Consider the following 26,998-nt stretch of genomic DNA (forward strand, 5'->3'; position numbering starts at 1 on the left):
GCAGCAGCGCCATAAGCGCGTTTACGCGCGTCTTCGACGCGCTACGGCGCCGCAGCGCGCCCGGGACACGAGAGACCTATCTCAACCCGAACCACAACGTCGCGATACCTAGGAAGGAGAAGAATCCGACGACGTCGGTGACCGTAGTCACGAACGTGCCGGAGGCCACGGCCGGATCGGCCCTGACACGTTCGAGCGCCATCGGGATCAGGATGCCGCCGAGCGCCCCGGCGAAGAGGTTCACGATGATGGCGAGCCCGATGACGATGCCAAGGCCCGGGATATTGAACCAGGCCACCGCCGCGATTCCCGTGATCACGGCGAAGGCGAGGCCGTTGACGAGGCCGACCAAGCCTTCGCGCATCACCACGCGCCAGGCATTGGAGGAGCCGGAGCTCGCGCGTCGCCAGCGCGCGCACCGCGACCGTCATGGTCTGGGTCGCGGCATTGCCGCCCTGGCTCGCGACGATCGGCGCCAGCACGGCGAGCGCCACCATCTTTTCGAGCTGGCCCTCGAACAGGCCGAGCACAGAGGACGCGAGGAAGGCGGTGGCGAGATTGACCAGCAGCCAGTTGAACCGCGCGCGCGCAATGGTGAACACGGTGTCGGAGAGCTCTTCGTCGCTGTTGACGCCGCCGAGCGCCTTGAGGTCCTCGTCTGCCTCTTCCTCGATCACGTCGACCACGTCGTCGACGGTGATGACGCCGACGAGGCGATCCTGGGTGTCGAGCACCGGCGCTGCGACGAGATTGTATTTGCCGAACATGCGCGCCACCTCCTCCTGGTCCTCCAGGACGGAGACGCGGCGGCGATCCTCGTCGGTCAGCTCAACGAGCGCCACCGGGCGGCGGGCGCGCAGCAGCACGTCGAGCGAGACCGCGCCCTGCCAGTGCTGCTCCTTGTCGACGACGTAAATCTCGTAGAAGCGCTCGGGCAGATCCGGCGTCTCGCGCATGTAGTCGATCGCCTGGCCCACGGTGAAATCCTGGGGCACTGCGATGAACTCGGTCTGCATCCGGCGGCCGGCGGAATTTTCCGGATAAAGCAGGCTGCGCTCGAGCACGACGCGTTCCTTGAGCGGCAGCTTCTCGAGGATCTCCTCCTGATCGGCCTGGTCGAGGGTTTCCAGCAGCTCGACGGCGTCGTCGGATTCAAGCTCGCGGACACCTTCCGCGACGGTCTCCGGCGGCAGTTCCTCGAGGATCTCCTCGCGCACGCCCTCATCGAGCTCGTTCAGCGCGGAGAAGTCGAAATCGCGCCCCGTCAGCTCGACCAGGCGGACGCGGTCGTCGGGCTCGAGAGCCCCGATCAGATCGCCGAGATCGGCCTCGTGCAACTCGGCAACGCAGGCGCGCAGCGCGGCGCTGTTGCCGGCCTCGATCGCATGGGCAATTTCCTCGACGAATTCGTGACGAATTTCGCCGTCTTCATTGCGCATCGGCACGTGGTCGAGTACCGACTCCGCGGCAGATGCGGCACCGTCCATATGTTCGTCCATGGCGCGCCTCGCCGTTTGACAGGTTGGAACGAGTGGTCTGAGCTGATGGTTCAGGCAATACCCACAAGGCAACTCTGAGCGCAATGACAAAGATGCTTCGACTGAGGTGGGGCTCGATGGCGGCAGGCGCAGCGCTGACCGCCCTCGCCGGTATCGCCTCGACTGAAGCCGCCGAGTGCCCGCGCAAGGACGCGCTCGGCACCTCCCGCGTTCTGAGCGTCGACGCCAGGACCACGCCGCGCGTGGGCCTGAAGAGCTTTCCGCAGACGTTAGCCCTCGCCGATCACGAGGTCGTGCTGACCTTCGACGACGGACCGCATCCGCCGACGACCTCGAAGGTGCTGGCGGCGCTGGCGCAGGAATGCGTGCGCGCGACCTTCTTCCTGATCGGCCTGCACGCCTCCGAACACCCTGACATGGTCAAGCGCATCGCCCGCGAGGGCCACACCATCGGCCACCACACCTTCTCGCATCCGTTCATGGCGCGGATCCCGTTCGACAAGGCGAAGAGCGAGATCGACCGCGGCATTGCCGCCGACGAGATGGCGCTACACGGGACGTCAACGACGACACCTTCGACGCCGATCTTCCGGTTTCCCTATTTCGAAGCCACGCAAGCCGAGCTCGACCTGCTTCAGTCCCGCGGCATCGTCGTGTTCGGGGCTGACCTCTGGGCCAGCGACTGGAACGAGATGACGCCGGAGCAGGAATTGAAGCTTGTCACCGAGCGCCTCGCCGCCGCCGGCAGGGGCATCATCCTGTTCCACGATCCCAAGGCACGCACGGCCGCGATCATGCCGGCCTTCCTGCGGTATCTGAGGGAGAACGGCTATCGGGTGGTTCACGTCGTACCGACGGGCACATCACAGAAGAATGCCGACGCCCGTTGATGCCGGAATGTCACGCCGGCGCAAGATGGGGTGATTTGGACCCTATTAACAGTCTGTTCATGCTACGCCATGCAAGTATTAGGGGATGCTTGTAACGGGAAAGGTTCTTGCGCCTGAACCATTTTCTGATGTCTCCGACCTACTATGGCGGCAGTCGCATAAGAGGGCAGACGGGATTCATGATCGGAAGTAGCGTTGTTGTTCGGACGCGATCGTGGATCGTCCTTTGCCTTGGCGGATTCCTTGGTTTCCTGACCATCGGCTCGACGGCGGCCGTTGCGGCCGACTGCCCGGGCCATCCGGACGCGCTCGGGACTTCGCGCACCCTCGTGGTCAATCCGCACGAGCATCCGCGCATCGGCACCATGCAGTACCGCGAGACGCTGCCGCTGAAGGACCATGAAGTCGTCCTGACCTTCGACGACGGTCCGCTGCCGAAATATTCGAACCAGATCCTCCAGATGCTCGCCGACGAGTGCATCAAGGCGACGTTCTTCATCATCGCGGCGAACAGGCCAAGGCGAATCCGGAAGGCGTGCGCAAGCTGGTGGCGGCGGGCCACACCGTCGGCACCCACAGCATGAACCATCCGCTGACGTTCGACCGGATGCCGCTCGATAAGGCCGAGGCGCAGATCAACGGCGGCATCGAATGGACCTCGGCTGCGATGACCGATCCGTCCAAGCTGGCGCCGTTCTTCCGCATTCCAGGCCTGATGCGCGCCGAAGGCGTCGAGAACCTTCTGATCTCGCGCGGCATCCAGGTCTGGAGCGCCGATTTCCCGGCCGACGACTGGCGCCATGTGTCGTCCGATCGCGTCTATCAACTCGCGATCCAGCGGCTGGAGGCCAAGGGCAAGGGCATCCTGTTGCTGCACGATATCCAGGCCCGCACGGTGGCGGCACTGCCGAAGATCATCCGCGACCTCAAGGCGCGCGGCTATCGCATCGTGCATGTGGTGCCCGCGACCGCCGAGCGGCCGGCGACGCCGACGACGCCGGTGGAATGGCTGCTGCATCCGCCGACCGAGACCACGCCGATCGCGCGCTGGCCCGCCGTGCCGAACTTCGTGTTCGCGCAGACCAAGATACTGTCGGCGCCCTCGCTGGCCGACCTCAACGCGCAGACCGATCATCAACCGCTGCTGCCGCGCAGGACCATGGCAATGGCCAATGTCGCGGCCACCCTGCCCGTGCCCGGCCGCGATCTCTTTGCTATCCCTGAAGGCTCGGTAGAGGTGCTGCTGTCGACGACCTTGTCACGGCGCGCCGCAACGCGGCTGGCGATGGCAGCCGAGACGCCTCGGGCGGCCAGTGGCAAGGCCGGCAAGTTGCGCGGACATCGCACTGCACATGTCGCGCCGGCGGGAGCGAAGCATGCCGCGGCCCCCAAGAGCGCTGCTCCGAAGGGCGCTGCGACGCATCCGACGCACGTCGCGAGCCTGAAGAAGCGCGCGCAGTAAAAGCCCTACTGCCGCATGATGTTGGCGACGCAGAGCAGCACGATCAGCGCCAGGAAGAACAGGTCCATATAGGATTTGAGCTCGCCGTCGCGCCGCAGCCGCGCAACGTCGGCCACGACCTGCTTGCGCACATTCGTTCCGCCCGCGCCGGCATTGAGCGGAGCCTGAAGGCGCTTGGTCTCGGCCTCAAGTTTCTCGATCTTCTGGAAGAAGAAGAAAGCCCGCAGCGTCGAGGCCGCGCGCATACCGGTATAGACCAGCACCAGGATCGCGATGATCGCCCGGTTCTGGTACTTCTCCATGAAGTTCAGGCTGAAATAGACCATCGCCATGAATGCGAAGTTGGTCACGAACCGATAGACGAAGCTTAGAAAGACCATGCGGGCTCAAGCCTTGAAGGGGTGGCGCAACCGGATCGTGTTGCGAATACGGGATCAGGGGGCCCAGAGCGGAACAGCCGGCCTGGATGCCGTGCAGGCCCCGTCTACGCCAATTTTGTTTCAACAAAGATACTATTGCCCCTGCAATTGCCGCCTTTTAGCCACGCGCGCGCCGCCATAATGCAAGCCGGAGCACGGCTGTCGGCCCCGTTCCGCGCGCTGCTGCTGCAACGGCTCAATGGAGATTTGGCGAAAGCCGCGATAGACTACCGCCACCACATGTGGGGGCTGCCGATGCCGAAGAAGGGAATCACCGGCCACGACGACTGGGTTCTGACCGAGGCGCTGGCGACCGCGCTGGTCGCGCTGGAGCAGCTCGAAACCAAGCACCAGCCGAACGCGCATATGGACGATATCCGCAAGATGCTCTCGAACGGCAAGGAGCCGGCGGCGGTGAGCCTGCACCTCGCCCAGGCCAAATGCCGGCTGTTTCCCGACCTCGATCCCCTGGAGATCTACCGGGAATACGGCATCGGCGACGAATACGGCTGAGGGCGCCGTTGACCGGCGCAACTAGGGGCCGCCGGAGACCGATCCCGCGATCACCATGACCAGCGCGGCAAGGTCAATCTTGCCGTTGACGATCAGCTCCTCCGAGCTTCTCAGAGCGTCCGTGTCCTGGACCTTGAGCGATTGCGGCCGGTTCGCCGCCTGCCGCTGCAGTTCGCCGATGATGGCTTCCTTGAGCTTCTCCTCCAGCATGGACTTTGTCCTCAGGCTGCCATCGCACGGCAGGATTGTGCGCAGGAGCGGCACATGGCGACGCACTCGTCCATGCCGCCGAGCCGCTCGCAATCCTCGGCGCATTCCGTGCAGATTTCGGCGCATTCGCCGCACGTATGCCGGTGATGCGGCGTGTTGATCAGCATGAAATGCGCCGCCGTCCGGCACATTTCGGCGCACGCCATCATCAGGCGGAAATGCTTGGGCTCGACGTGCCTGCCGCCGGTCTCGAGGCAATGGTTCATCGCCGTGCCGAGGCAGGTCTGGTAGCAGCTCATGCAGAGCGCGATGCAGCGCGTCATGTCTTCGGATTGAGCCATCCGTTTTCTCCAATGCTCGCCCCCTGCACCGGTCAACCAGTGGGATGTTGTGATCGTTCCAGCCGTCGTGCCGATTGCGACATCGGGGGAACCTCGCAAAGCTAGCCGTAACGCGTCGCGCGCACCGCCCGGTAGCGAGCATCGGTCTGCGGCTTGATGAACAGCGCCGCCACGCTCGGATGGCGTTTGCGTATCTCGGTCTCGATCGAAATGACGCATCGCTCGATGTCGTCGGCGCGCTTGTCATCCGCAAATTCGATGCTGAGGGCCGCAACAACCTCGACCGGCGACAGCTGCACCGTCAGAAGGCCGTTGGCCCTGAGCACGCCGGGCGAACGCCTTGCGATGTCGAGGACCGATCGCGCAAGCTCCGGATCGGCAGGCTCGCCGATCAGCAGGCTCTTGCTCTCGCGCGCGAGACCGATCGACACGATCGCCAGCAATATCCCGATCAGGATCGACCCGATCCCATCCCAGACCGGCTGGCTCAGCAATACGGCGGCCGCAGTGGCCGCCGCAGCAATGGCGATGCCGACCAGCGCCGCACTGTCCTCGAGCAGCACCATGAATGCCGGAGGATCCTTGCTGCGAACGAAAGCCTGATAATATCCCAACCGCTGGCCGTCCGAGCTGAAGCGCCGCAGGGCAATCAGCCAGGAGCCCCCTTCAAACAGGAACGACAGCCCGAGCACCACGAAGCTGACGATCGGACTTTCGATCGGCTCGGGTGCGGCGACATGCAGAATGCCCTGATACAGCGAGACACCGGCGCCCAGCGCGAAGATGAGCAGCGCAACGATGAAGCTCCAGAAATATAGCTCGCGCCCATAGCCGAGCGGATGGGATTCATCGGGCGAACGGCTCGCGCGCCGGTAGCCGTAAAGCAGTAGGATTTCGTTGGTCGTGTCGACGAGCGAATGCACCGCTTCGCTCGTCATGGCCGAACTCCCCATCCACGCGGCGGCGCCGATCTTCGTGACCGCGACGAGGACATTGCCGAGCAGCGCCGCATAGACCGCGGTCCTCGAGGATGATTCTGTTGCCAATGTCCGATACCCCGTTCCTCATGCCAGCCGTCGCGGCAGGCTGCGGTGGATCGTGCAGGCGGCGACCGCGGCGTGGCCGAACGCGACCGAGATCTGGTGCAAGTCGGTGACGACGTCGCCGATCCCGTAGAGCCCGTCGACGGAGCTGCGCTGATGGTCGTCGACTTTCAGGTAACCCTCCCCGGTATGTTCGGCCCCAAGCGTCATCGCGAGATGCGAGCGCACCTCCGCACCCATCACCGGGTAGACCATCTCGAATTGCGCCGTCCGGCCGCCTTCGAAGACGGCTTCGACGCCGTCGTCTCTCCGCCTCAGGCGCACGCCGGGCGCAACCACGACCTCGACACCTGCTTCAGTCAGCTCCGACACTGCAGCCTTCCCGTCATCCTCGCCCGTTGCGAGCAACGTCACGTCGCGGGAGTAGCCGCGCAGGAACAGCGCCTTGCCGGCGGCACGGTGAAGCGGGCCGACGATTCCGATACGGTGGCCGATCGCCTCGAAGGCGTCGCAGACCGGACAATAGCGCAACAGCCCGTCCGCGACCGCGGCGCGCCATTCGTCGAACGGCGGATGGGTGTCGACGATACCGCAGGCAAGGATGACGGTGGCGGCCGCATGCACGTCGCCATTCCAGATCGCCTGAAAACCGTGGTCGTGCCGCCGCAAGGCGGTGACCTCGGCGGTCACCCGCGTGACCGCGAGCTCGTCCAGCTGCGCCGACATGCGTGCCATCAAGTCGGTGCCGGACAGGCCGTGGACGAAGCCCGGCACGTTGTGACTGCGCGGGATCAGCGCCGCCCGGCTCGCGCCTGCGTCCACGACACAGACACGGCGCCGAAATCGCGCGAGGTAGATCGCGGCCATCAGCCCGGCCGGGCCGCCGCCGACGATCAGGCAATCATACGATTGATTTTCCCCGCTCATTTGGGATTCGGATCGGACAGGCCCTCACCGGGCTCGCGAAGCTGTCCGCTCCGCGCCAGCCGGACCGCATTGCCGAGCGCGCGCGCCGCATTCCGCACCTCCTCCTGGAATTCGCCGTCGTCATCGAGCGCGCGGTGCGAGGCGGCGTATTGCTCCATGTAGCCAACGTAGCCGTCCAGCTCGGCGAAGCGGCCCGCCGAGATCAGCTGCATGTCGGTCAGCCAGTCCGATAAGGCGCGGCGCACGCCCTCGGCACCCACCGCATCGCCGTGAACAACGAGGCCGAAATGACGGCCGGCGAGATGGCGGGGATAAGACCAGCCCTTCAGCTCCAGCGCCTTCGCCTCGGCGGCCTCCTTGCCGTGGGTCGAGGTCGGATCGGGATTGCCGCCGTCGGCGCAGACCATGCGGTCCATCATCGCCTTGAGCCCGGCGGGCACGTGATACCAGTTCACCGGCGTCACGATCAGGATGCCGTGGGCCGCGACCCACAGCGGATAGATATCGTTCATCCAGTCGCCGGTCTGCCCCAGCGAATAGTTCGGATAGCAGCTGCAGGGCCAGTGGCAGAGCGGCATCGCGGTTCCGACGCAAGACTTGCAGGGATGGATATGCTTGCCGAACTCCGAAGCCAGGCGCGACAGATCGAGGATGTCGACGGCAAACCCAAGCTCGGCAAAAACCGGTTCAGCGAGCTCGACCAGACGCCAGGTCTTGGACATCTCGCCGGGACAGGTGTGCTCGCTGCGGGCCGAGCCGTTGATGATGAGGATACGCGGCGTCTCGTCCGCATCGTCATGAATTCGCTGCGCCGCCAGGATTTTCGCGCGCGTATCGAGCCAGTCAATGGAGATGTCGTAGTCGGGATCGGAGAATCCGGCGCCCGCCTTTCGCGTCAGCGGGACCTTGCGTGAATGGCTGTAGGCATCCCAGGCAGCGCCGACGATGGCATCGAGCTCGCGCTGGAGCGGTGCAAAGGCGGGATCGATGAACTGGTTTTTGTAACGCCGTTCGAACGCCTCGCGCGACAGCTTGACGGGCGGCATCCCCTTGCGAACGTCGGCTTCCGTCATGCTGGCTCCTGGCGAAGTCGGACCAGCCCGACCAACCCGGGACGCAGCGCGCGGTTCCTCGTTACCCTAGCAGTGAGCGACGTCCGGCGGCAGGTCGAATTGCGCGATCCGCTGGTCCAGCCGCCACAGCTCGATGCGGTGGCCCAGCACGAGCGATGCCGCTTCGCGCTTAGCCTGCTCGTCATCGTCGCAGACGAGATTGATGCATCCGAACACATGCCCGTCCGGATCGATCTGGAATGCGCGGTAGTGCCTGATGCTCCGCACCGTCATCCTCCACGTCTCGGGTAGACGGGCGTGCTCAACCATTCCGTCAGGTGCGAGGTCGCGTCGTTTTGCTTGGCGCGCCGAAGCAGCATGTCGCGCTCCTTGCCGGGCGGCAGGCTGCGCGCGCGTTCGCGAGCGGTTTCGGCGAATGTCGCCAACCGCTCCTGGAGCGATTGGGTCTGTTTCCTGCGATTGCGTTTGGCGGTCATTGTACTTTCACAAAGCGCTTTGATTGGAAGGAAATTGGCCCCGGCGGGAGGTCTGGCGCCAGGGCCCAGGTTTCCGTGCCGGTTGGGGCGGCCCAGCCCGGCAACGTTGGCAGCTTCGGCCGCAACCGCCGGTTCCGGCATTTCAATAAGTTAACGGTGCATGATTTTGCTGGTGCGAAGCACCGCGACCGGGCAGCGGATGCGCATCACTTCGCGCGCCGGCGCAACTTCGACTGCGCCGCGAAGCGGCGTTGAATGGGGCACCATTCCGGCGCTGCGCATTCGCTTCGCCGGCCCTATTCCGGCGGCTGCAGCCCCGGCGACCGTAGCCACTCGCTCATCTGAGAACCGGTTTCCGCCTGACGCGCCCTGCGCAACATCTCGTCGCGTGCAGCGCCGGGCGGGAGCGACTTGGCCTGTTCGCGAAGCCGCTCGGCTTCCGCGGCCAGGCGCACTTCCAGTGCATCCGTTTGCTTGACACGATGCCGCGTCAACATGAAGAATTCTCCCTGTTCGTGGACAGAGCGCGCCGTTGCGTCCTTCTCTGACGGCTTCCATAGCCAGACCGGATCGGAGCCTCAACGTTCCGGACCGCGAACGGTTTCTCCATGCCAGGCAAGTATCGGAGGGCCTACTCTTCCCGGTGGTCGCGAAGGGCCTTGATCTCCGAGCGCAACATCGCGCTTTCCATCACCACTCGGCGCACCTCGCGCGTGGCATCATCAAGCTGATCCGCGAGCGCTCTGTGCTGCGCCCGGAGGGCGCGGCTCGCTTCGATCGCGCGCTCAGCGCGGGCAAACAGGACGTCGTTCATGGAGCGACGATAGAAGCTTCGGAACCACAGCGCCTTCACGTAAGTTACGTAATTTACTCAAAACCAGCCATCCGCTCAAAATCATCCGCGAACATTAACCTGGATCAAGTATCTCGCAACCTGTCGACCGCCCGCGACCGAGGACCCACGTACTGTCCCAAGCAAAAGAGTGCTTAGCCCCGCCGATAGAGTTGCAGATAGCTCGGCGAGAACAGCGCCGCATCCTTGAGCGCATCGAGATCGGTGATGGTCAGCGTGCGATCGCGCAGCACGATCAGGCCGGAGGCCCGCAATTCCTGAACCGTGCGGTTGAGATGGACCACCGACAGCCCGGTGGCGTCCGCAAGATCCATTTGCGTCACCGGCATCACGCAGGAATTGCCGTCGACCATGCCGACGGGACGCAGCCGCTCGATAATCTCGCAGAACAAGTGGGCCACGCGTTCAAACGCCACCCGGCGGCCGAGATTGATGGCCCATTCGCGCTGGATGGCGTTGTTGACGAGGGTCTCACACCAGAACGCTTCCGCCAGCGCGCGGTCGCCCGCCACCAGACCCTCGAACCGCGCGCGCTTGATTTCGGTGTAGACAACCGGCGTCATCGCGGCGATGGAATGATCCATCACCGACAGCAGGAACGCGTGCGCGTCGCAACTCTCGCCGGGAAACAGAAAGTTGACGATCTGGCGCCGACCGTCCTCGAGCGTCTTGTAGCGGCAGAGCCAGCCTGACAGCACGAGGCGGACACTGTCGACCGGATCGCCCTCCGAGATCAGATCCTCGCCCGATCCTGCGCGCTGGATTCCCTCGAGCATTGCGTATTCAAGCGAGCTGCGGGCCTCCGTCGACAAGGGCCTCAGCACGTTCAGCCGGCGAATGACCGGGTCCACCATGCTGCGATCTAGCGTCGACAAGGGCATCAGTTGGCCACCGCCGGTGTATGAAAGGCCCGCTTGCTAAGAGGAATGGTGATCGTGCATTCCAATCCCCTGGGATTGAATGCCATCGTGGTCTGCCCCTTGAACTCGAACGCGAGTGTGCGCTCCAGAAGCTCGGTCCCAAATCCTTTGTGCGGCGGCAGCGCAACCGGCGGCCCGCCGCGCTCCCGCCACTCGAACACCAGCTCCGCCGGCTCGGTGCCCTGCTCAATGCGCCAGGAAATCTCGATGCGACCTATCGGTCGGCTCAGGGCGCCGTATTTCAGCGCGTTGGTCGCGAGCTCGTGAATGGCAAGCGCGAAGGTTTCCGCTGCCTTGGAGTGAAAACGCACCGTGGGACCGCTGACACGCACCTGCTCGCCTTCCCTGGCATTATAGGCCAGCAGCTCCTCGACGGCGAGGTATTCGAGATCTACGCCGCCTTCAGGATCGCGGGTCACGAGTGCCTGGGTACGGGCGAATGCGTTGAGCCGGCCATCGAGATGGGAAGCAAACTCCTCGACTGTCGAACTGCTATCGGCCGTGCGACGGGCGATCGAGCGCACCACGCCGAGCGTGTTCCGGACCCGATGCTGGAGCTCGGCCAGCAGCAGGCGCTGCCGCTCCTCGGCGCGGGTAATGGCGGTGATGTCGACGAAGGTGATGACGACCCCGGCGATGAAATTGTCGATGCTGCGATAAGGCAGGATGCGCACGATGTAGCGCGTGCCGCTGTCCGGCTCCCTCAACTCGCGCTCGGCGCTGGCAAGCGTCCGCAGCACGCCGCGAATGTCATCATAGAGCTCCTCGATCGGGATGCGCGCCTTGATGTGCGCGATGGGCCGGCCCGTGTCGGTCTCGACGAGATGCAGAACCTGCGTGATCGCCGGCGTGAAGTTCATCACGCGCAGATCGTTGTCGAGGAACACGGTCGCGATCTGCGTGCTCTCCAAGAAATTCTCGAGATCGCTGGTGGCGCGCGTCAATTCCTGGACCCGATGAGCCAGCTCGCCGTTGACAGTGGTCAGTTCCTCGTTCACCGACTGCAATTCCTCGCGCGAGGTTTCGAGCTCTTCGTTCGCGGACTGAAGCTCTTCGTTGAGCGACTGGTACTCCTCGTTCGAGGACTTCAGCTCCTCATTGGTGCTTTCGAGCTCCTCGATGGTCGCCTGAAGGCGCTCCCGCGTCGCCCGCAGCTCGCCTTCGATACGCTCGACATGCTCGGTCTGCACCAGCGCATTGGGATAGCCCTCGTCGGCATCCATGGTGCGCACCGGGCCATCCTTGAACAGGACGACGAAATTGCGGTGGTCGCCATCCTGGATCGGCTCCACCGTGATATCGACGAGAATGCGATGGCCGTTGACGCCGAGCTGCACCTGCTCGGCATGGGCGGGCTCATTGGTCTCCGCCGCGCGGCTGAGCACCGTTCGCAGCTCCAGGCGGAGATCGCGATGGACGAGTTGGAGCAGGTCGAGCGTGGCGGCGCCTGCCGTCGGCTCGATGTAGCGGCCGGTGCGCCCGGAGAAGTGTAAGACCTGAAAGTTGCCGTCGGTGATGACATAGGCGGGCGCGTAGCGCTCCGCGACCCGTTGCGCGCGGCGCTCCAGACCCACGTCGGGACGGAACGAGCGCAGCGGCGGCACCTCGGCGGGAGCCCTGCCCGCAGCGGTCGTGATCGGAAATTCCGGCGGCAGCCGCGTTCCGGTCTCGAGCTTCTTGAAGATGCGGGCGCGGCGGTCGATCGGCACGAACAGTTTTGGATGCCGCGTCACGTTCTCGGAATTGCCGAGGAACAGGAAGCGATCCGGCAGAAGCGCGAAGTGGAATAGCGGAATCACCCGGTTCTGCAATTCGGCATTGAGGTAGATCAGCAGGTTGCGGCAGGAGACGAGATCAAGCTTGGAGAACGGTGCGTCCTTGATCACGTTGTGCTGCGAGAAGATGCACATTTCGCGCAGGTCCTTGACCACGCAATAGGTATCCCCCTCGCGCACGAACCAGCGCGCCAGGCGCTCCCTGGTCATGTCCGCCTCGATCTTGGTGCGGTAACGACCGACGCGCGCGGTCGCCAGTGCCCGTCCGTCGATGTCGGTAGCGAAGATCTGAACCTGCGGGGCGGAGTCCATTTTGGCCATGTGCTCGCGCAGGAGGATACCGATCGAATAGGCCTCCTCTCCCGTGGCGCAGCCGAGCACCCAGACGCGAACCTGCTGGCCCGCGCTCTTGCCTTCGAAGATCTTCGGGACGATCTGGCTCTCCAGCACTTCGAACTCGCGCTTGTCGCGGAAGAATTCGGTGACGCCGATCAAGAGATCGTTGAAGAGGTGCAGCGCCTCGTCCTGGTCGTTGCGCAGGAAATCGACATAGGCGGAAATCTCGGCGATCTGAACCACCTGCATCCGCCGCTGCACGCGGCGCAGAAAGGTGTTCTGCTTGTAGCCGTGGAAATCATTGCCGGTCTTGCTGCGCAGGACGTCGGCGATGCGCGACAGCGAGCTCGCCGCAGCGGCCAGTCCCTCATCGAACCCCTGCTTCTCGTCCAGCCGCCGCAGATGACGAGCATAGACCTGAATGTGCTCGGCGATCTCGTCCGCGGTCAGCACGTAGTCGGCGATGGCTGCCGGCGTATTGGCGTCCTTCAGATGATCAGCCTCGTCACTCGCGCCCTTTTCGGCGATGGCGAGACCACCGTGATCCTTCAGCGTCGCGGTACCCAGCGTGCCATCGCCGCCGATGCCGGACAGGATCACGCCGATCGATTGCTCGGCGCGTTCTTCCGCCAGCGACACCAGGAAGCTGTCGATCGTGGCTCGCTCGCCGGGCGCCTGCTCGGCCTCGCGGACCGCGAAGCGACCGCCATGGATCGTCGTGATCATCGCCGGCGGGCACAGATAGACCGTGCCGCCCTCGATGGTCTGGCCGTCGCTGATGTCGGTGATCTTGCCGCCGCTGGAATTTCGCACGATCCGGCGCAGCCGCGGCTCGTCGAGCGCCTCATGATGTTGAAGCGCCAGCACGACGGCCTGGTCGACGCCTACGGTCAGCTTGGCAAAGAAGCGCTCGATGCTATCCAGAGCTGCCGGCGGGGCGCCCACCCCGATGATCAGCGGGGACCTGGTCTGGTGCTCTCTTTCGACCGGCTGGTCGCCGATTTCATGCATGATCTCGGTAGCTCTCATTCAGTGACGTGAACCAGCGGGTCGCCCCGCTCGCCGCAAATAGCAGAATTGATGTTATCCCAACAGGTGAAAGCCGGATATGTCACGCTGCGTTCCATACCGCGAGCATCGTTGTCAATTCCCGGCCAAAGGCCCATAGTTGCGTGCGGCAGGAGCCCCGTGATGCAGACGTCCGACAAACTCGCGGCCCTGATCAGGCGGGCCGAGGACGCCACCGCGACCGCCCGTCGGCTGCTCCGCGAGAACGATCGTTTGCGCCGCAGCGCCGAGCGGCAACTCGATTTTATGTACGAGCTCGGCGTAGAGTTCGGGCGGCCTGCCAGCGCGCCCTGGATCACTCCGGGCCGACTTGCTGCCGAAGATAGGCAATCCGCTGCTGGATCAGGACGCGATGGCGCAGCCATTCCGTCAGAGTCTGCTTCAGCGCCTCCACCAAGCGTTCCGCCTGGCCCGCGTCGCAGCCGCCGGCACTGAGTTGACGGACCCGATCCTCCTGGTCGCGGATGCGCTGCGAACCCTCCTCGATATCACGATCGGCCTTGATCAGATGGCGGCGCTCGGTATCGAGCTGCTCGGTCCATTCGGCGAGGGAAATGGTCATGGCGACACCCTCAAGCCTCCCGCTTGCGAACCGGAGGATCGAGCGACTTTAGCACAACGCGCCGGATCATGTCGGCATATTCGCGATATTCGGCAGCCCGCGTCTGGTACATCTCGGCGACCGCAGGCCGGCCGCTGCGCCGGCCGTCGGTCGCCATGCGCTGCACCAACTCAGCCCGCTCCTCGATGATGCGCAGCGCGACCCGCAGGGCTTCATCCACCCGCCCCTCCTGCTCCTTTGCGAGGATGTCGCCGGTGAAGGCGTGGCCGACCTGGCAACGGAAACGCATCGGACGCGCTTCCTTGATCTCGGACAGCACGCCCCCGCAGGCCGGACAGGTCAGCGCAACCGGATCAGCCACGGAGAGGAGATTGTCACTGCCGATCCGTTCGCCCGCCGCGATCTCGACCTCGAGCCGAATCTCCGGCGGGATCGGCAGCGCGGCGCCGGCAGTCTCCCTGGCGAGATCGGACAGGACATCACCCATTCCGGCGCCGGGGACGCAAAGATCGATGATGGTCGCCTCCAAGGGCGCTCCTTGGCATTTCATCGGCGATGGCGTCCGAGGGGTCCTGAACCACCGAGATCCCTCCGCAACGCTTGATGGCGTTGAGACCGGCCGCACCGTCGGACAGCAGGCCGCTCAGGAGCACGCCGATCACGCGCGGGCCGTAATTGATGGCGGCCGAGCGAAACAAGGCGTCGATGGCCGGCCGGACCATGTTCTCGCGCGGACCGCGCCCGAGGAACACGCGATCCTCGGACAGCAGCAGATGATGGTCCGGTGCGGCCAGATAAACCTGGCTGGGCTCTATCTTCATGCCGTTTTCGGCCTGCCGGACCGGAAGCGGGCCCGCGCTGCTGGCCACTGTCGAGAGAATGCCGATGCCCTGCGCGGGAATGTGCAGGACGATGAACACCGCCGCGGGCAGATCGGGCGGCAGGCGGCCCAGTATCTGCTTCAGCGGTGCGGTCGCGCCGGCCGAGCCACCTATGACGATGATGTCGCGGTTGCTCATGGAACCCACTTTCTTCTGTAGCGTTTGTACCAAGGCGGGTCACCGCCCTATGTTCCTAGGACGGGAAAGGAAAGCATGGGAGGCACCATGACGATCTCGCCCACGTGGTCACATCCGCTGTCGCCGCTCAGCGGGCGGCGGATCTTCGTTGTCGAGGACGAATATTTTCTCGCCGATGACATTGGCAGGGCATGTCGCGCGCTCGGCGCAGATGTCGCGGGCCCGGTGGGTGATCTCGACGACGCACTCAGGATCCTGCACGACGGCAGCATCCTCGATGCCGCCGTGCTCGACGTGAACATCCGCAGTGAGATGATCTTTCCGGTGGCCCGTGAACTGAAGGCAAGGAACGTACCCTTCGTCTTCACGACCGGATACGACAAGGTCGCCATTAGTCCGGAATTCCACGACGTGCCGATCCTGGAAAAACCGATTGATCTGCCGGCGATGGCACAGAGGCTGGCCGCGCTCATCGCCGATCCGCACGGTTGAGCCGAACGGCGATCAGAACAGATGCGCTAAAGCGAGCCAGCCGCTCACCGCCAGGCACAGAAGGACCGCAGCATAAGGCAGCATGACGCGCAAGACATGACCCCTTCCCGCCGTCAGCCCATCATCATCCAGACGATTGCGCCCAACATCACGAGGAAACCCGTGATTGCCGTCGCGACAAAAGCCTGTTCGACGCGATCCATCGCCACCACAGCCCCTCTTTCCAGCCGAACCAGTCTGACGGCTCGAGGAGCTTTGCGCATTAGGCTATGTGAATCGGCGTTCTTCTTTGTCGGTCCGTGGGATTGGCCGCGCCGCTCAGCGCAGATTGCGACCGTATCGTTCTACGACTTCGCCGTGCCCGGCTCGGCCATCTTGCGATGCTGCTTGGCCAACATCTCATTCGGTGTGACGTTGGCGACCGTGGTCTGGATCTTGTTCTTCAGTCCGGTCACGATGTCGGACTCGCCGGCCAACATGGCGTCGAAGCCGGCCTTCGCGACCTCCGCCGCGTCGTCCTTCTTCTCGGTGCCGACCTTGGTGTCCATCATGTCGGCGCGGTGGAAGAACTCCGTTTCCGTGGCACCCGGCATCAGGCAGGTGACGGTGACGCCGCTGTCGCGAAGCTCCTCGCGCAGTGCAAATGAGAATGAATCGAGGAAGGCCTTGCTGGCGTTGTAGACCGCCTGAAAACTGCCCGGCGTGAATCCGGCGATCGAGCCCGTGATCAGGATGCGCCCCGAGTTGCGGCGAAGCATCTCGTTGCCGGCCCGATGGATCAGATACAGCGTGCCGGTAATGTTGGTGTCGACGAGGTGTTTGACCCTGGCAAAATCCTGATCGAGGAACGCCTTGCCAAGGCCGACACCGGCATTGGCCAGCAGCGCGCCGATTGGCCGGTCGCCGACCGCGGCGCAGAGCTTGTCGACACCTTCAGTGGTGGCGAGATCAGCCTCGACCGCCTCGACGCTGGCGCCGAGCTTGCGGAGATCGACGGCCACTCTCTCGATCTCGGGCTCGTCCGCCGCGATGACAAGGTTGAAACCGGCTTGGGCACAGCATCTGGCGAGTTCCAGGCCAATACCGGTGGAGGCGCCGGTGACGACGGCGAACTGCTTGGCGGACATGAGCGTATCCTTGCGATGGCGTTGATGACGCTCCAATGGCTGCGACCGCCTCTCGTTCCTATCCAAGCCAAACCTCTAGTCAAAGCATGTGCGGTGCGACGATTTTCCAAGTGCAATAGCAACCATCGTTCGTTGTTCGACTTGGATGCCTCGTAGCTCGCGGGAGGACAGAGATGAAGGCGCTGGTTTGGCACGGCAAGGAAGACATCCGCTGCGACACCGTCACCGATCCCGAGATTCAGGACCCGCGCGATGCCATCATTAAAGTCACGAGCTGCGCCATCTGCGGCTCAGACCTGCACCTCTTTCACAACTACATTCCCGGTATGCTGCCCGGGGACATCATGGGCCACGAGACCATGGGCGAAGTGGTGGAAGTCGGCTCGGGCGTCGACGGCAAGCTGAAGAAGGGCGACCGCATCGTCGTCCCCTTCACGATCATTTGCGGCGAATGCGACCAGTGCAAGCGCGGTAATTTCTCGGTCTGCGAGACCACCAACCGCAAGCGTCACCTCGCCGAAAAAGCGTTCGGTCATTCCTGCGCCGGCCTGTTCGGCTATACGCATCTGACCGGCGGCTACCCCGGGGGCCAGGCCGAATATCTGCGCGTGCCGTTTGCCGACGCCACCCACATCAAGGTGCCCGCCAGCATTCCCGACGAACAATTGCTGTTTCTCAGCGACATCTTCCCGACCGGCTGGCAGGCCGCGGTGCAATGCGACATCGAGCCGACCGATACGGTCGCGATCTGGGGCTGCGGTCCCGTGGGGCAGATGGCGATCCGCAGCGCCATCCTGCTCGGCGCCAATCAGGTGATCGCGATCGACTGCCTTCCCGAACGGCTCAGCATGGCCGAAGCCGGCGGCGCTACAACCATCAACTTCGAAAACGAAAGCGTTCTGGAGCGGCTCAAGGAGCTCACCGACGGCAGAGGCCCCGAAAAATGCATCGATTGCGTCGGGATGGAGTCGCACGTGACGGCCTCGCTGCCCGACACGCTGCTCGACCGCGCCAAGCAGATGGTGATGGTGGAGAGCGACCGGCCGCATGTGCTGCGCGAGATGATCTATGTCTGCCGCCCCGGCGGCATCATCTCGGTGCCGGGCGTGTACAGCGGATTCTCCGACATGCTTCCGATGGGCGCCTTCATGAACAAGGGCCTGACGATGCGCACCGGCCAGACCCACGTCAACCGCTGGACCGACGACCTGCTCCATCGCATTGAAGAAGGTCAGATCGATCCGTCCTTCGTCATCACCCACACCGTCCCGCTCAGCCAAGGCCCCGAGATGTATCAGGTGTTTCGCGACAAGCGCGACTCCTGCGTCAAGGTCGTGCTGAGGCCCTGAGGAGCTAGATCAATGTTTCATTTCTCCAACATCGTGCGTACCAAGGGTGACCCCAAGATCGTCGCGAGCGGACCAAGCCTGAGGCGGCCCGAAGACCAGCTTGCCCGTGCGCTGGGCTGGTTCAGCATCGGGCTCGGCGTCGTGGAATTCTTCGCGCCGAGGCGCGTCACGGAAACGCTGGGCATGGAAGGCCATGAGACGCTGGTCCGCGCCTTCGGCGTGCGGGAGATCATGGCCGGGATCGTGTCGCTCTCGGTCGACAAGAACGCCGGCCTGTGGGCCCGCGTCGGCGGCGACGGCCTCGATGCCGCCGCGCTGCTCTCGGGGCTGACCGCGGACAATCCCAAAAATGGCAATATCGCGCTGGCACTGCTGATGGTCGGCGGCATCGCGATGCTCGACTATCGCGCCGCTCAGGACACCAGGCCGCGGCGGCCGACGCGCGATGCACGGCGCAAGCTGTATCCGAACCGCAGCGGCTTTCCCAAGGGCATCGAGAGCGCCAGAGCCGCGGCAAAGCAGATCGCAGCGCACGCCGCGGGACGGACCTGACGAAGCACGCCGAGGTGATACAAGGCAATGAGCGACGAGTCCCGTGACGAAGGCCTGTGGTGGGAATCCGCCGTCATCTATGAAATCGCACCGATCTCGTTCCAGGACTCGGACGGCGACGGCAAAGGCGATCTCGCTGGCCTGATATCGCGCATCGATTATCTGAAATGGCTCGGCATCGACGCGGTTTGGCTGACGCCGATCTACAAGAGCCCCTTCCGCGACCTCGGCTACGACATCTCCGACTACTGCTCCATCGACCCTGCCTTCGGCGGCCTCGACGCGTTCGACCGCCTGCGCAAGGCCCTGCACGCGGCTGATATCCGCCTGATCCTCGATCTCGTGCCCAATCACACTGCGAACGATCACGCATGGTTTGTCGAGAGCAGCAGCTCACGAAACAGCGCGAAGGCCGATTGGTACATCTGGGCCGACGCGGCCGAGAATGGCGGTCCGCCCAACAACTGGCTGAGCCGCTTCGGCGGCAGCGGCTGGGAATGGTGCGAAGCGCGGCGGCAATATTATTATCATTCCTTCCTGGTCGAGCAGCCCGATCTGAACTGGCGCAACCCGCAGCTGCGCGCCGCGATCGCCGATGTCATGCGCTTCTGGCTCGATCGCGGCGTGGATGGCTTTCGCGTCGATGCCAGCGCGGTCCTGATCAAGGACGAGCTCCTGCGCGACAATCCGCAGAACCCGCAAGCGAAGGGCAAGCCGCCGCCGCAGCGCCAGACGGCCGTGTTTACCGACGACCGGCCGGAGACGATGGGTTGCATCGAATTCATCCGCGAGGTGATCGACGGCTATCCGGAGCGAATGTTGTGCGGCGAAGTCCAGGGCAAGACCGACCGCATCGGTCACTTCTACAGCAACGATCGGCCGCGCCTGCATCTGCCGCTCAATTTCGCGCTGCTCGACGCACCCTGGGATGCGTTGTCGCTGCAAGCGGCGATCGACGCGTATTTCAACGCCATCCCGGATCATGCATGGCCGGTCTGGGTGATCGGTGGTCACGACAAGCAACGGATCGCGAGCAAAATCGGCGACGCGCAGATGCGGGTTCTGGCGATGCTGCTGATGACGCTGCAGGGAACGCCGTTCTTCTTCATGGGCGACGAGATCGGCCGCAAGCGCGTTCCCGTTCCGCCCGACCGCGTCCGCGATCCCTTCGAGAAGCTCGTGCCGGGGTATGGCCTTTGCCGCGATCCCGAACGCGCTCCGATGCGTTGGGACGACAGCACCAACGGCGGCTTTACAACCGGCGATCCATGGCTGCCGCTGGAGCCGCCCGACGGCGCGGCCAACGTGGCCACGCAGCAGCGCGACCCGCGTTCGATCCTGGCACTGTTTCGCGCACTGATGACGCTACGGCGCGAGCATGCCTGCCTGCGCCACGGCGATTACGAGCCGCTACGCTCACAGAACGACGTTCTTGCCTACCGCCGGACGGTTGGCGGCAGCGACATTCTGGTCGCGCTCAACATCGCCGCCGAGCCGCGGAAATGGCACTGGCAAGGTTGCGGCCGTCTGCTGATGTCGACGCATCTGGACCGGCCGTCCGAGCCGTTGCCGGACGCCTCCATCCTGCTCCGCGGCAATGAAGGTGTGATCGTCGCACGCGAGGCAAGATGACGGCCGAGGAACCATCCGCGCCTCAGAGAGTCTCTTCACGCTTCCGGCGTCCCCCTGCCGGAGACTGAATAGACGAACCCGCGGCCCCGGCGCTCACCCCTTTTCAAGCGCCGGGGTAGCGGCGTGAGCTTGGAGGCAGATCTATTGGAGGCAGCTCATGGGCAAGACGACGGGTCTTGAACAACGCATCGGCGGCAAGACAAGGCAGGCAATCGGCGAGATCATCGGGGACCAGGACCTCCACGATGACGGCAAGGCGCAAGCGCAGCGCGGCCGCGACGATCAGGACAAGCCGGGCGAGCCCGATCCACTGAAAAAGCTCAAGCAGCGGACGTGAACGCGGAGCCGCGACTGGCGCTTTCAAATGCAGCGTGGCGCACTGACGGAAGCGTGCCTCGAGCCGCCAAGAGACGGCGCCGTTCGCGCTGGATCGCCGCTGCCGAGCTGGGCCTGATCAGCAGCACCTTCTCGACCATCGTCAGCCAGCTCTTCGCCGCGCGGATCGGGCGCGATGCCGCCGTCGACTGGATGACGGTCGCCTCCATTCCCGCGCGCGATTGGACGGTCAGCGCAGAGCCGTCGTGCAGCGCGATCCTTGCCGGGATCGCCTTTCACCAATGGGCGGACTTTTCGTGGGCGCTGGTCTTCTTCGGCGTGCTCGGGCGTTGGACCGCCGACCGGCGGCCGCTCACGATCCTGCTGCTCGCGCTGCCCTGGGCCGTGTTCTCTTCAAGCATGGAATGGTTCGTGCTGGTGCCGCTGTTTCCGTTCTGGCAGCCGCTGTTCACGCTGCAGCAGCCCTACTGGATCGGCCTGCTCGTCCATAGCTCCTCGGCCGTGATGTACCCCCTGTTCGCCCGGCTGCGCTGGACGCGGGGCGCAGCACCCGAGCGCGATGTTCGCTTCACCAGTGCCTGGACCACCGGCGCGCTGGCCGTGATGATGCTGCTCGGGGTGGTCGCGTTGTTCGGCAGCCATGGTTACGAGCCGCCGTGGATGGGCCGCGACAGGGACGCGGACCAGACCTACATCCGTCATATGACCGCGCATCACGCCCAGGGCATCGAGCTGGCGCGCATCGGCGCGGAGCGCGCGCAGGACCCGCATCTGCGCAAGCTGGCGATGCTGATGGTCGCGAGCCAGTCCGGCGAGAACCGGATTTTCGAGACCTGGTGGCTGAGCTGGTTCGACACCGAGATGCCCGACTGCAACACGGAAGAACGTGCCGCGATGCCGGGCTTCCTGACACAGGCCGCGATGCGACAGGTCAAGACCGCGCCGGCGGACCAATTCGACACGGTGTTCGTCGAGACGATGAACAAGCATCACGCCGGCGCAGTCAGGATGGCCGACCAGATGTGGCATAGCAGCGGCGATCTGCGCCTGCGCGTCATGGCCCACGCCATCCGACACGAACAGCAGGGCGAGATCGCGCTGATGCACGGCGCCAGCGGCATCGCCGCCGTCGCCACGGCCTTCCGCAACATGCTCGGCGACAACGTCAATTGAGCGGACCGCCCCCTACTCCCGCCAGAACTCCGCCAATTCCTCGGCGGTCACCAGATCGACCTGGCCGTGAAAGCGGGTGCGGTACATCGTCATGAGCGCATCGTGGCCGACATCGGAGGAGCTGCACAGCGCATCCTCGATGATGACGACCCTGAAGCCGAGATCGACGGCGCTCAGCACCGTCGAGAGCACGCAGACGTCGGTCTCTGCGCCCGTGATCACGACCGTGCCGACGTTCTTCTCGATGAGCAGGCTGGTGAGGCCGGGATTGCTGAATGCGGAATAGGCCGGCTTGTCGATGACAGCAGCGGGCGGAACGAAGCGACTCAGAGCCGGCACGAGTTCGAGACCGGATGGCGGCAGATGCTTGCGGGTCGCCTCGCGCCAATGACGAAAATAGCTCTGCCACTGTCCGGGACGATCTTCCGGATCCTCCGGCGTGATGAATCGGGTGAAGATCGTTCTGGCCTGATGACGCGAAACGATCGAGGCGACCGTCGGCAAAACTCTCGCCATCCAGGGCGTCGCCCAGAGGCCGCCCGGAGCGAAAATGTTCTGCATGTCGATGCAGAGATGAACGGCATCGCTGATGTCGGCAACCTCCGACGCGCTGTCTCTCATCGTCCTCCACCGTCGAACCATAGCCACGCGCCGGCAGCCGGCATTTGCCCGGCGACCTCACCGACTGCAATGCGATTCCGACGGTCATCGTTCCCCATTAGCCCACACTGTGACGATCCAGCTGTCAAAAAGAAGTGGCCTGCCAAGAAAGGCGGCACAAAAACCGAAGCAGAACGCCGAGCCCTCCCTGATTGGGGCTCGCTTCTATTAGACGCCTTGAAGGTGGGGCAGCAAAGCGCTATGTTAGACAAAACTCATTTTTGTCTAACATACGGGCGAAATTCCATGGCAAAGGCATCAGCGAACAAGCCCACACTGCTCCGGGCGAAACGGAGGAGAGCTGCATCCAAGGGCAGCTCGGTACTGATAAAGACCTTTAAGCGTGAGCTTGCGACCAGCGGGCTTGTCGTGAGCAAGGCACGATTTGAAGCGGTCATGCTGGCGGCGGAACAATCTGGCCTTCTGAGCGAAAAAGGCAGCCGTATCGGTGGCCGGGTGAGTCCGGCCTTGGTCAGGCAGGCCAAGCGCCAGACGGGCATCGAGACGGATACGGACTTGATCGAGTTTGCGTTGGCGACGGTTGCACTTGAGGACAATTTCGCAGGCGCGTTCAAGGAGTCTCGATGCACGGTCGATCCAACGTTGAAGCTCGGTTTCTAAGGTGGCGGAATTCGACTTTGACGCGGCGCGACGTTGGGCGCGGTTCGATCCAGAAAACACGCTGGCACGGCGCAGCGACGATGAACTTCCATTCGTCAGCGCCAGCCTGATCGCCGGACAGGGACTACTGCTCGATACCTGCGTCTATATCGATCAAATGCAAGATCGTTCGCCTCAAGTCCTGGACGACCTGATCGCGCAGCGACAAGTCAACCATTCGACTGTCGCGATCCAGGAGTTGATGCACACGGTCGGCGTGCTAAATCCGTCCGACGTGCGAACCGCATCTGTCGTCGATGTGATCGGGAAGCAGATCAAAGCGATGCCGCCACACCGGATCTTTGCGCCGGACATAGAGGTGCTGGGACGAGCCGCGCTGCTATCAGGGATCCTCTGCCGCCTCCAGGGATATGAAAAGGACAGCAAGTTGCGCGCGCTTCAGGACTGCGTGCTCTTCCTGCAGGCACAAAAGCTCGGCGTCGTTGTCCTGACTGCAAATGTCGGCGACTATGATATTCTATGCCAGCTCATACCAACCGGACGCGTGCTATTCTATCGTTCAAAATGAACCCCATTAATGCTTAAAAAAATTTGACGACATTTCTCTTGCCGACCTCCAAGCCCTGGTTGAGGCCAGAATCCCAAAGGCCGTCGCTTAGAGTTCAAGTCAGGCTTTGGTGAATGAAAGTACGAACCCGCCTATCTCTACGATGGGCTACGCTACTGTCCTTTCGTAAGCAGATGGTGGTTTTCCTTCGCAAGATTTTGGCTCAAACAGAGCTGACCCCACAAAAGCGAACGCCGGAAGCACGTCGGAGAGACGCTGATGGAAAAGTTCAAAGAATAGATTCATTGCGAGTAACAACGCGGGAGTAGAAATCGCGAAAATAGTTTTTATATCAATGACTTATGATTTTGGTGCGCTCGGAGGGACTCGAACCCCCACGATTTTACTCACTGCCACCTCAAGGCAGCGCGTCTACCAATTCCGCCACGAGCGCTTTTGGGGATGCCGGCTTGAGGCTTGAAGGCCAACCGGATCAACGGCGCCGATCTAACAAATCCATCAGAGGGGTACAAGCCTCCAAAGGCCCTGAATTCCACAAGCTTTGCAGGAAAGTTCCGGTCGCTTGACCCCGGGAGAGCCCTTTACCGCGTGCCCGGCCCGCGACAGTGTGCCCGGGCCGCTACGGCGTGCCCCGGCCGCTACCGCGTGCCCGGCGTACGCGGCAGCATCTGCTTGACCTCGACCGCGATCCGATTGCGATCGACCAGCACGACGCCGGAGGCGACCGGCAAATTATTGGCCAAAACCTTGACCTCGTCGGCCTCGGTTGCGTCCAGCTCGATGATGGCACCGCGGGAAAGACGTAATACTTGATGGATCGGCATGGTGGTCGTCCCGAGGACGACCATAAGATCCACGGTGACTTTGTCGAGAGTAGGCACTTCAGCACCACCGCAACTTGGGACTTGGACTAAGGACTCGGCATTTGCGCCTGGGATCATCACCCGGTTATGGTTAGCCAATGGTTAATTCACCCAAAAACCCCCGCCAAGATCAACGCCAAGACCTCGATTTGGCGTCGTTTTCCGCCGTAGACGGTGAACCCGTGGAGTGGCGGATTTCGGACGCGCCCGTGCCCTATCCGGAGGCCGTGGCCGAAATGGAGGCGCGCGTCGCGGCGATCGCGGCCGGTGACGCCCCGGAGCTGGTCTGGCTACTCGAACATCCCCCGCTCTACACCTCCGGCACCTCGGGCAAGGCCACCGACCTGCTCGATCCGCGATTCCCGACCTTTGCCACCGGGCGCGGCGGGCAGCTCACCTATCACGGGCCCGGCCAGCGGGTGGCGTATGTCATGCTCGACCTCAAGCGCCGCCGGCCGGACGTGCGGGCCTATGTCGCGAGCCTGGAGGAGCTGATTCTGCGGACGCTCGGCGCCTTCAACGTCCGCGGCGAGCGGCGCGAGGACCGGGTCGGCGTCTGGGTGAAGCGGCCCGACAAGGGACCCGAGCACGAGGACAAGATCGCGGCGATCGGCGTCCGGCTGAAGCGCTGGTGTCTCGTTCCACGGCATCGCCATCAATGTCGAGCCGGAGCTGGAGCATTTCGCCGGCATCGTGCCCTGCGGCGTCGCCGATCCCCGCTACGGCGTTACCTCGCTGGTCGATCTCGGCCAGCTCGTGACGATGGCCGATATCGACGTCGCACTCCGGCAGGCCTTTGAGGAGCTGTTCGGGCCGACCCGGGCGCTGCTGCCGGAAGTCGTCTGACGTTTTCTGGAGAGCGCCCCGCCTCTCTCGTTCTCCGCCGACACGGAATCGGCTACGCTTGACCCCGGTGTCGCCCACGCCTCCCCCCTCCGCCGGGAAAGTAGAAACCATGCCGGGCGAATTGATCATCGGACCGACTGTTCGAGCGCCAGGCATAAGGAGGGGTTGCGATCATGCTCGTAATGTGAGGTTCTCACGATGGAGCTGTCTGCACCGATCTATCATCTGAAGCGGCAAGCGAAGCGCATGTCGCGCGAGGAAGGCATTCCGTTGCACGATGCGCTCGACCGCATGGCCGCGACGGAAGGATTTTCCGCATGGAGCATGCTCGCGGCGAAAGCTGCCGCGGCGACGCCGGCCAACAAGCTTTTCCCGCAATTTCAACCGGGCGATCTGGTGCTGGTCGGGGCGCGCCCCGGCCAGGGCAAGACCCTGATGAGCCTCGAACTTGCCGTGGAAGCGATGCGCTCGGGCCACCGCGCCGCGTTCTTCTCGCTCGAATACACCGAGAAAGACGTTCAGGATCGCTTTCGGGTGATCGGCGTGGACCCGGCGGAATTCGAAAAACTCTTCGAGGTCGATTGCTCCGATGCCATCAGCGCCGATTACATCGTCAAGCAGATGGCTGCAGCACCGCGCGGCACAGTCGTGGTGATCGACTATCTGCAACTGCTCGACCAGCGGCGGGAAAACCCCGACCTCACCGTTCAGGTGCGCGCGTTGAAATCATTCGCGCGCGACAAGGGATTGATCGTCGTCTTCGTCTCGCAGATCGATCGTTCCTATGATCCCTCGGTCAAGCCCTGCCCTGACCTTAGCGATGTCAGGCTGCCGAACCCGCTGGACCTCAAGCTGTTCGACAAGACCTGTTTCCTAAACAATTCCGAAGTCCAGTTTCGAATAGCGAGCTGACGATCCCTCGCAACCGGTTCAGGCCGCGGGTGAGATTGCGCACCCGCGACTTGCCGCCTCACGCCGCCTTCAGCGAAACCTCGAGCTTGCCGGCGATGTAGCGCCGCTCCTGGGTCAGGCCGCCAAAGCCGTAGGCGTCGGCCTTGACCTCGTCGACGTGCAGGTACGTCTCGGGATGCAGCGGCCCCAAAATCCCGGCCATGCGCTTGAACATCGCGGCGAGATAGGCGGCCTTCTCGTCCTTGGTATTGGTGCCTTCGCTGACGTGGATGTCAATCCAGTAGCTCGCAAGCTTTTGCTCCGCGAGCGACTTGCCGCCCGCAAACCAGTCGCTCGCATCGACCGATTTCACGATGATGGCAGTGACTTCAGGATCCTTGTGCAGGATTGTTGCGGTGAGTTCGGACACGGCGCTTGCGATGTCGGCCTTCAGCGAGGGCGACTGGCGCGAGGTGGTGTAGGACACGGTGATCAGCGGCAT

At 63.7% G+C, this 26,998-nt stretch carries 28 protein-coding genes, 1 tRNA gene and 4 pseudogenes; 14 read left to right on the forward strand and 19 right to left on the reverse strand.

What is annotated here, in order from left to right:
• Nucleotides 1–76 precede the first annotated feature (76 nt).
• Nucleotides 77–1,499 (reverse strand): annotated as a pseudogene (gene mgtE, locus ACVWYI_RS24420) (magnesium transporter).
• A gap of 116 nt (nucleotides 1,500–1,615) precedes the next feature.
• On the opposite strand from mgtE, the gene ACVWYI_RS24425 reads away from it, so the two are divergent.
• Together ACVWYI_RS24425 and ACVWYI_RS24430 are read left to right on the forward strand one after the other, a co-directional pair.
• A complete protein-coding gene (locus ACVWYI_RS24425; RefSeq protein WP_456664571.1) occupies nucleotides 1,616–2,389 on the forward strand; it encodes a polysaccharide deacetylase family protein in 774 nt (257 codons plus the stop codon).
• A 179-nt stretch (nucleotides 2,390–2,568) separates the two neighbouring features.
• Nucleotides 2,569–3,851: pseudogene (locus ACVWYI_RS24430) on the forward strand (polysaccharide deacetylase family protein).
• A 5-nt stretch (nucleotides 3,852–3,856) separates the two neighbouring features.
• On the opposite strand, the gene ACVWYI_RS24435 reads toward ACVWYI_RS24430, so the two are convergent.
• Complete coding sequence (locus ACVWYI_RS24435) at nucleotides 3,857–4,231, reverse strand: hypothetical protein (protein ID WP_456663416.1); 375 nt, start codon at nucleotides 4,229–4,231, stop codon at nucleotides 3,857–3,859.
• A 279-nt stretch (nucleotides 4,232–4,510) separates the two neighbouring features.
• On the opposite strand from ACVWYI_RS24435, the gene ACVWYI_RS24440 reads away from it, so the two are divergent.
• Nucleotides 4,511–4,783, forward strand: coding sequence for a hypothetical protein (locus tag ACVWYI_RS24440; RefSeq protein WP_354053088.1), 273 nt, complete (start codon nucleotides 4,511–4,513; stop codon nucleotides 4,781–4,783).
• 21 nt (nucleotides 4,784–4,804) lie between these two features.
• Here the strand turns inward: ACVWYI_RS24440 and ACVWYI_RS24445 are convergent, their stop codons facing one another.
• From ACVWYI_RS24445 to ACVWYI_RS24470, 6 genes are all read right to left on the reverse strand, one after another.
• Nucleotides 4,805–4,993 carry a hypothetical protein gene (locus ACVWYI_RS24445; protein WP_354107098.1) on the reverse strand — a complete coding sequence of 63 codons (189 nt, stop codon included), beginning with the start codon at nucleotides 4,991–4,993 and terminating at the stop codon, nucleotides 4,805–4,807.
• An 11-nt stretch (nucleotides 4,994–5,004) separates the two neighbouring features.
• A complete protein-coding gene (locus ACVWYI_RS24450) occupies nucleotides 5,005–5,334 on the reverse strand; it encodes a four-helix bundle copper-binding protein (protein WP_247340719.1) in 330 nt (109 codons plus the stop codon).
• A 101-nt stretch (nucleotides 5,335–5,435) separates the two neighbouring features.
• On the reverse strand, nucleotides 5,436–6,380 hold the full coding sequence (locus tag ACVWYI_RS24455; RefSeq protein ID WP_456663417.1) for a cation diffusion facilitator family transporter: 945 nt from the start codon (nucleotides 6,378–6,380) through the stop codon (nucleotides 5,436–5,438).
• Between the two features lie 18 nt (nucleotides 6,381–6,398).
• A complete protein-coding gene (locus ACVWYI_RS24460) occupies nucleotides 6,399–7,304 on the reverse strand; it encodes an NAD(P)/FAD-dependent oxidoreductase (RefSeq protein WP_456663418.1) in 906 nt (301 codons plus the stop codon).
• The gene (locus tag ACVWYI_RS24465) at nucleotides 7,301–8,377 is read right to left on the reverse strand and encodes a flavodoxin family protein (protein ID WP_456663419.1); all 1,077 of its coding nucleotides are present in this window, start codon (nucleotides 8,375–8,377) and stop codon (nucleotides 7,301–7,303) included. The genes ACVWYI_RS24460 and ACVWYI_RS24465 overlap by 4 nt, the downstream gene beginning before the upstream one ends.
• 66 nt (nucleotides 8,378–8,443) lie before the next feature.
• Entirely contained in the window at nucleotides 8,444–8,650 is a 207-nt protein-coding gene (locus ACVWYI_RS24470) for a hypothetical protein (protein ID WP_247340726.1), read from the reverse strand.
• 62 nt (nucleotides 8,651–8,712) lie between these two features.
• Between ACVWYI_RS24470 and ACVWYI_RS24475 the strand changes: the two genes are divergently transcribed.
• On the forward strand, nucleotides 8,713–9,108 hold the full coding sequence (locus tag ACVWYI_RS24475; protein WP_456663420.1) for a hypothetical protein: 396 nt from the start codon (nucleotides 8,713–8,715) through the stop codon (nucleotides 9,106–9,108).
• 41 nt (nucleotides 9,109–9,149) lie between these two features.
• Here ACVWYI_RS24475 and ACVWYI_RS24480 read toward each other — a convergent pair whose 3' ends face one another.
• From ACVWYI_RS24480 to ACVWYI_RS24505, 6 genes and pseudogenes are all read right to left on the reverse strand, one after another.
• On the reverse strand, nucleotides 9,150–9,350 hold the full coding sequence (locus ACVWYI_RS24480; RefSeq protein WP_247340728.1) for a hypothetical protein: 201 nt from the start codon (nucleotides 9,348–9,350) through the stop codon (nucleotides 9,150–9,152).
• A 134-nt stretch (nucleotides 9,351–9,484) separates the two neighbouring features.
• The gene (locus ACVWYI_RS24485) at nucleotides 9,485–9,667 is read right to left on the reverse strand and encodes a hypothetical protein (RefSeq protein WP_249803826.1); all 183 of its coding nucleotides are present in this window, start codon (nucleotides 9,665–9,667) and stop codon (nucleotides 9,485–9,487) included.
• 173 nt (nucleotides 9,668–9,840) lie between these two features.
• Entirely contained in the window at nucleotides 9,841–10,587 is a 747-nt protein-coding gene (locus ACVWYI_RS24490) for a Crp/Fnr family transcriptional regulator (RefSeq protein ID WP_247340730.1), read from the reverse strand.
• The gene (locus ACVWYI_RS24495; RefSeq protein WP_456664572.1) at nucleotides 10,587–13,748 is read right to left on the reverse strand and encodes a CheR family methyltransferase; all 3,162 of its coding nucleotides are present in this window, start codon (nucleotides 13,746–13,748) and stop codon (nucleotides 10,587–10,589) included. Before ACVWYI_RS24495 ends, ACVWYI_RS24490 begins: the two co-directional genes overlap by 1 nt.
• Nucleotides 13,749–14,100: 352 nt before the next feature.
• On the reverse strand, nucleotides 14,101–14,367 hold the full coding sequence (locus ACVWYI_RS24500) for a hypothetical protein (RefSeq protein ID WP_354053080.1): 267 nt from the start codon (nucleotides 14,365–14,367) through the stop codon (nucleotides 14,101–14,103).
• Nucleotides 14,368–14,377: 10 nt separating this feature from the next.
• Nucleotides 14,378–15,386, reverse strand: a pseudogene (locus tag ACVWYI_RS24505) (chemotaxis protein CheB).
• Between the two features lie 87 nt (nucleotides 15,387–15,473).
• Here ACVWYI_RS24505 and ACVWYI_RS24510 point away from each other — a divergent pair.
• On the forward strand, nucleotides 15,474–15,878 hold the full coding sequence (locus ACVWYI_RS24510; RefSeq protein ID WP_354053082.1) for a response regulator: 405 nt from the start codon (nucleotides 15,474–15,476) through the stop codon (nucleotides 15,876–15,878).
• Between the two features lie 344 nt (nucleotides 15,879–16,222).
• On the opposite strand, the gene ACVWYI_RS24515 is transcribed toward ACVWYI_RS24510, so the two are convergent.
• A complete protein-coding gene (locus tag ACVWYI_RS24515) occupies nucleotides 16,223–17,005 on the reverse strand; it encodes an SDR family NAD(P)-dependent oxidoreductase (RefSeq protein ID WP_456663421.1) in 783 nt (260 codons plus the stop codon).
• Between the two features lie 173 nt (nucleotides 17,006–17,178).
• Between ACVWYI_RS24515 and ACVWYI_RS24520 the strand changes: the two genes are divergently transcribed.
• The 5 genes from ACVWYI_RS24520 (at nucleotide 17,179) to ACVWYI_RS24540 (ending at nucleotide 22,047) form a co-directional block, all read left to right on the forward strand.
• Nucleotides 17,179–18,354 carry a zinc-dependent alcohol dehydrogenase gene (locus tag ACVWYI_RS24520; RefSeq protein WP_456663422.1) on the forward strand — a complete coding sequence of 392 codons (1,176 nt, stop codon included), beginning with the start codon at nucleotides 17,179–17,181 and terminating at the stop codon, nucleotides 18,352–18,354.
• Nucleotides 18,355–18,366: 12 nt separating this feature from the next.
• On the forward strand, nucleotides 18,367–18,906 hold the full coding sequence (locus tag ACVWYI_RS24525; protein WP_456663423.1) for a hypothetical protein: 540 nt from the start codon (nucleotides 18,367–18,369) through the stop codon (nucleotides 18,904–18,906).
• Between the two features lie 27 nt (nucleotides 18,907–18,933).
• Entirely contained in the window at nucleotides 18,934–20,538 is a 1,605-nt protein-coding gene (locus tag ACVWYI_RS24530) for an alpha-amylase family glycosyl hydrolase (RefSeq protein WP_456663424.1), read from the forward strand.
• Nucleotides 20,539–20,695: 157 nt separating this feature from the next.
• The gene (locus ACVWYI_RS24535) at nucleotides 20,696–20,875 is read left to right on the forward strand and encodes a CsbD family protein (protein ID WP_247340741.1); all 180 of its coding nucleotides are present in this window, start codon (nucleotides 20,696–20,698) and stop codon (nucleotides 20,873–20,875) included.
• Between the two features lie 53 nt (nucleotides 20,876–20,928).
• The gene (locus ACVWYI_RS24540; RefSeq protein WP_456663425.1) at nucleotides 20,929–22,047 is read left to right on the forward strand and encodes a DUF305 domain-containing protein; all 1,119 of its coding nucleotides are present in this window, start codon (nucleotides 20,929–20,931) and stop codon (nucleotides 22,045–22,047) included.
• A 12-nt stretch (nucleotides 22,048–22,059) separates the two neighbouring features.
• Here the strand turns inward: ACVWYI_RS24540 and ACVWYI_RS24545 are convergent, their stop codons facing one another.
• Entirely contained in the window at nucleotides 22,060–22,668 is a 609-nt protein-coding gene (locus ACVWYI_RS24545) for a cysteine hydrolase family protein (RefSeq protein WP_247445875.1), read from the reverse strand.
• Nucleotides 22,669–22,953: 285 nt separating this feature from the next.
• Here ACVWYI_RS24545 and ACVWYI_RS24550 point away from each other — a divergent pair, with 285 nt between their 5' ends.
• On the forward strand, nucleotides 22,954–23,328 hold the full coding sequence (locus tag ACVWYI_RS24550) for a hypothetical protein (protein WP_247445876.1): 375 nt from the start codon (nucleotides 22,954–22,956) through the stop codon (nucleotides 23,326–23,328).
• Between the two features lies 1 nt (nucleotide 23,329).
• Nucleotides 23,330–23,896, forward strand: a complete 567-nt coding sequence (locus ACVWYI_RS24555) for a type II toxin-antitoxin system VapC family toxin (protein ID WP_354107111.1) — start codon at nucleotides 23,330–23,332, stop codon at nucleotides 23,894–23,896.
• Nucleotides 23,897–24,244: 348 nt separating this feature from the next.
• Here the strand turns inward: ACVWYI_RS24555 and ACVWYI_RS24560 are convergent.
• Nucleotides 24,245–24,329 (reverse strand) — tRNA-Leu (locus ACVWYI_RS24560).
• Between the two features lie 205 nt (nucleotides 24,330–24,534).
• Entirely contained in the window at nucleotides 24,535–24,777 is a 243-nt protein-coding gene (locus tag ACVWYI_RS24565) for a FliM/FliN family flagellar motor switch protein (protein WP_011088012.1), read from the reverse strand.
• Nucleotides 24,778–24,857: 80 nt separating this feature from the next.
• Between ACVWYI_RS24565 and lipB the strand changes: the two are divergent.
• A pseudogene (gene lipB, locus ACVWYI_RS24570) lies at nucleotides 24,858–25,605 on the forward strand (lipoyl(octanoyl) transferase LipB).
• 198 nt (nucleotides 25,606–25,803) lie between these two features.
• Nucleotides 25,804–26,517, forward strand: coding sequence for a DNA helicase (locus ACVWYI_RS24575; RefSeq protein WP_456663426.1), 714 nt, complete (start codon nucleotides 25,804–25,806; stop codon nucleotides 26,515–26,517).
• Nucleotides 26,518–26,575: 58 nt separating this feature from the next.
• On the opposite strand, the gene ACVWYI_RS24580 is transcribed toward ACVWYI_RS24575, so the two are convergent.
• Entirely contained in the window at nucleotides 26,576–26,998 is a 423-nt protein-coding gene (locus ACVWYI_RS24580; RefSeq protein WP_456663427.1) for a tautomerase family protein, read from the reverse strand.

It is taken from the genome of Bradyrhizobium sp. LB13.1 (genome assembly GCF_054056815.1).

What these genes read in the sequence shown, in the direction of transcription:
- ACVWYI_RS24425 (WP_456664571.1), top strand. Translation starts at nt 1,616, where the DNA reads ATGGCGGCAGGCGCAGCGCTGACCGCCCTCGCCGGTATCGCCTCGACT.
- ACVWYI_RS24520 (WP_456663422.1), top strand. Translation starts at nt 17,179, where the DNA reads ATGAAGGCGCTGGTTTGGCACGGCAAGGAAGACATCCGCTGCGACACC.
- ACVWYI_RS24500 (WP_354053080.1), bottom strand. Translation starts at nt 14,367, where the DNA reads ATGACCATTTCCCTCGCCGAATGGACCGAGCAGCTCGATACCGAGCGC.
- ACVWYI_RS24480 (WP_247340728.1), bottom strand. Translation starts at nt 9,350, where the DNA reads ATGTTGACGCGGCATCGTGTCAAGCAAACGGATGCACTGGAAGTGCGC.
- ACVWYI_RS24435 (WP_456663416.1), bottom strand. Translation starts at nt 4,231, where the DNA reads ATGGTCTTTCTAAGCTTCGTCTATCGGTTCGTGACCAACTTCGCATTC.
- ACVWYI_RS24580 (WP_456663427.1), bottom strand. Translation starts at nt 26,998, where the DNA reads ATGCCGCTGATCACCGTGTCCTACACCACCTCGCGCCAGTCGCCCTCG.
- ACVWYI_RS24470 (WP_247340726.1), bottom strand. Translation starts at nt 8,650, where the DNA reads ATGACGGTGCGGAGCATCAGGCACTACCGCGCATTCCAGATCGATCCG.
- ACVWYI_RS24575 (WP_456663426.1), top strand. Translation starts at nt 25,804, where the DNA reads ATGGAGCTGTCTGCACCGATCTATCATCTGAAGCGGCAAGCGAAGCGC.
- ACVWYI_RS24545 (WP_247445875.1), bottom strand. Translation starts at nt 22,668, where the DNA reads ATGAGAGACAGCGCGTCGGAGGTTGCCGACATCAGCGATGCCGTTCAT.
- ACVWYI_RS24510 (WP_354053082.1), top strand. Translation starts at nt 15,474, where the DNA reads ATGACGATCTCGCCCACGTGGTCACATCCGCTGTCGCCGCTCAGCGGG.
- ACVWYI_RS24465 (WP_456663419.1), bottom strand. Translation starts at nt 8,377, where the DNA reads ATGACGGAAGCCGACGTTCGCAAGGGGATGCCGCCCGTCAAGCTGTCG.
- ACVWYI_RS24495 (WP_456664572.1), bottom strand. Translation starts at nt 13,748, where the DNA reads ATGCATGAAATCGGCGACCAGCCGGTCGAAAGAGAGCACCAGACCAGG.
- ACVWYI_RS24515 (WP_456663421.1), bottom strand. Translation starts at nt 17,005, where the DNA reads ATGTCCGCCAAGCAGTTCGCCGTCGTCACCGGCGCCTCCACCGGTATT.
- ACVWYI_RS24460 (WP_456663418.1), bottom strand. Translation starts at nt 7,304, where the DNA reads ATGAGCGGGGAAAATCAATCGTATGATTGCCTGATCGTCGGCGGCGGC.
- ACVWYI_RS24485 (WP_249803826.1), bottom strand. Translation starts at nt 9,667, where the DNA reads ATGAACGACGTCCTGTTTGCCCGCGCTGAGCGCGCGATCGAAGCGAGC.
- ACVWYI_RS24450 (WP_247340719.1), bottom strand. Translation starts at nt 5,334, where the DNA reads ATGGCTCAATCCGAAGACATGACGCGCTGCATCGCGCTCTGCATGAGC.
- ACVWYI_RS24445 (WP_354107098.1), bottom strand. Translation starts at nt 4,993, where the DNA reads ATGCTGGAGGAGAAGCTCAAGGAAGCCATCATCGGCGAACTGCAGCGG.
- ACVWYI_RS24530 (WP_456663424.1), top strand. Translation starts at nt 18,934, where the DNA reads ATGAGCGACGAGTCCCGTGACGAAGGCCTGTGGTGGGAATCCGCCGTC.
- ACVWYI_RS24440 (WP_354053088.1), top strand. Translation starts at nt 4,511, where the DNA reads ATGTGGGGGCTGCCGATGCCGAAGAAGGGAATCACCGGCCACGACGAC.
- ACVWYI_RS24525 (WP_456663423.1), top strand. Translation starts at nt 18,367, where the DNA reads ATGTTTCATTTCTCCAACATCGTGCGTACCAAGGGTGACCCCAAGATC.
- ACVWYI_RS24535 (WP_247340741.1), top strand. Translation starts at nt 20,696, where the DNA reads ATGGGCAAGACGACGGGTCTTGAACAACGCATCGGCGGCAAGACAAGG.
- ACVWYI_RS24490 (WP_247340730.1), bottom strand. Translation starts at nt 10,587, where the DNA reads ATGCCCTTGTCGACGCTAGATCGCAGCATGGTGGACCCGGTCATTCGC.
- ACVWYI_RS24550 (WP_247445876.1), top strand. Translation starts at nt 22,954, where the DNA reads ATGGCAAAGGCATCAGCGAACAAGCCCACACTGCTCCGGGCGAAACGG.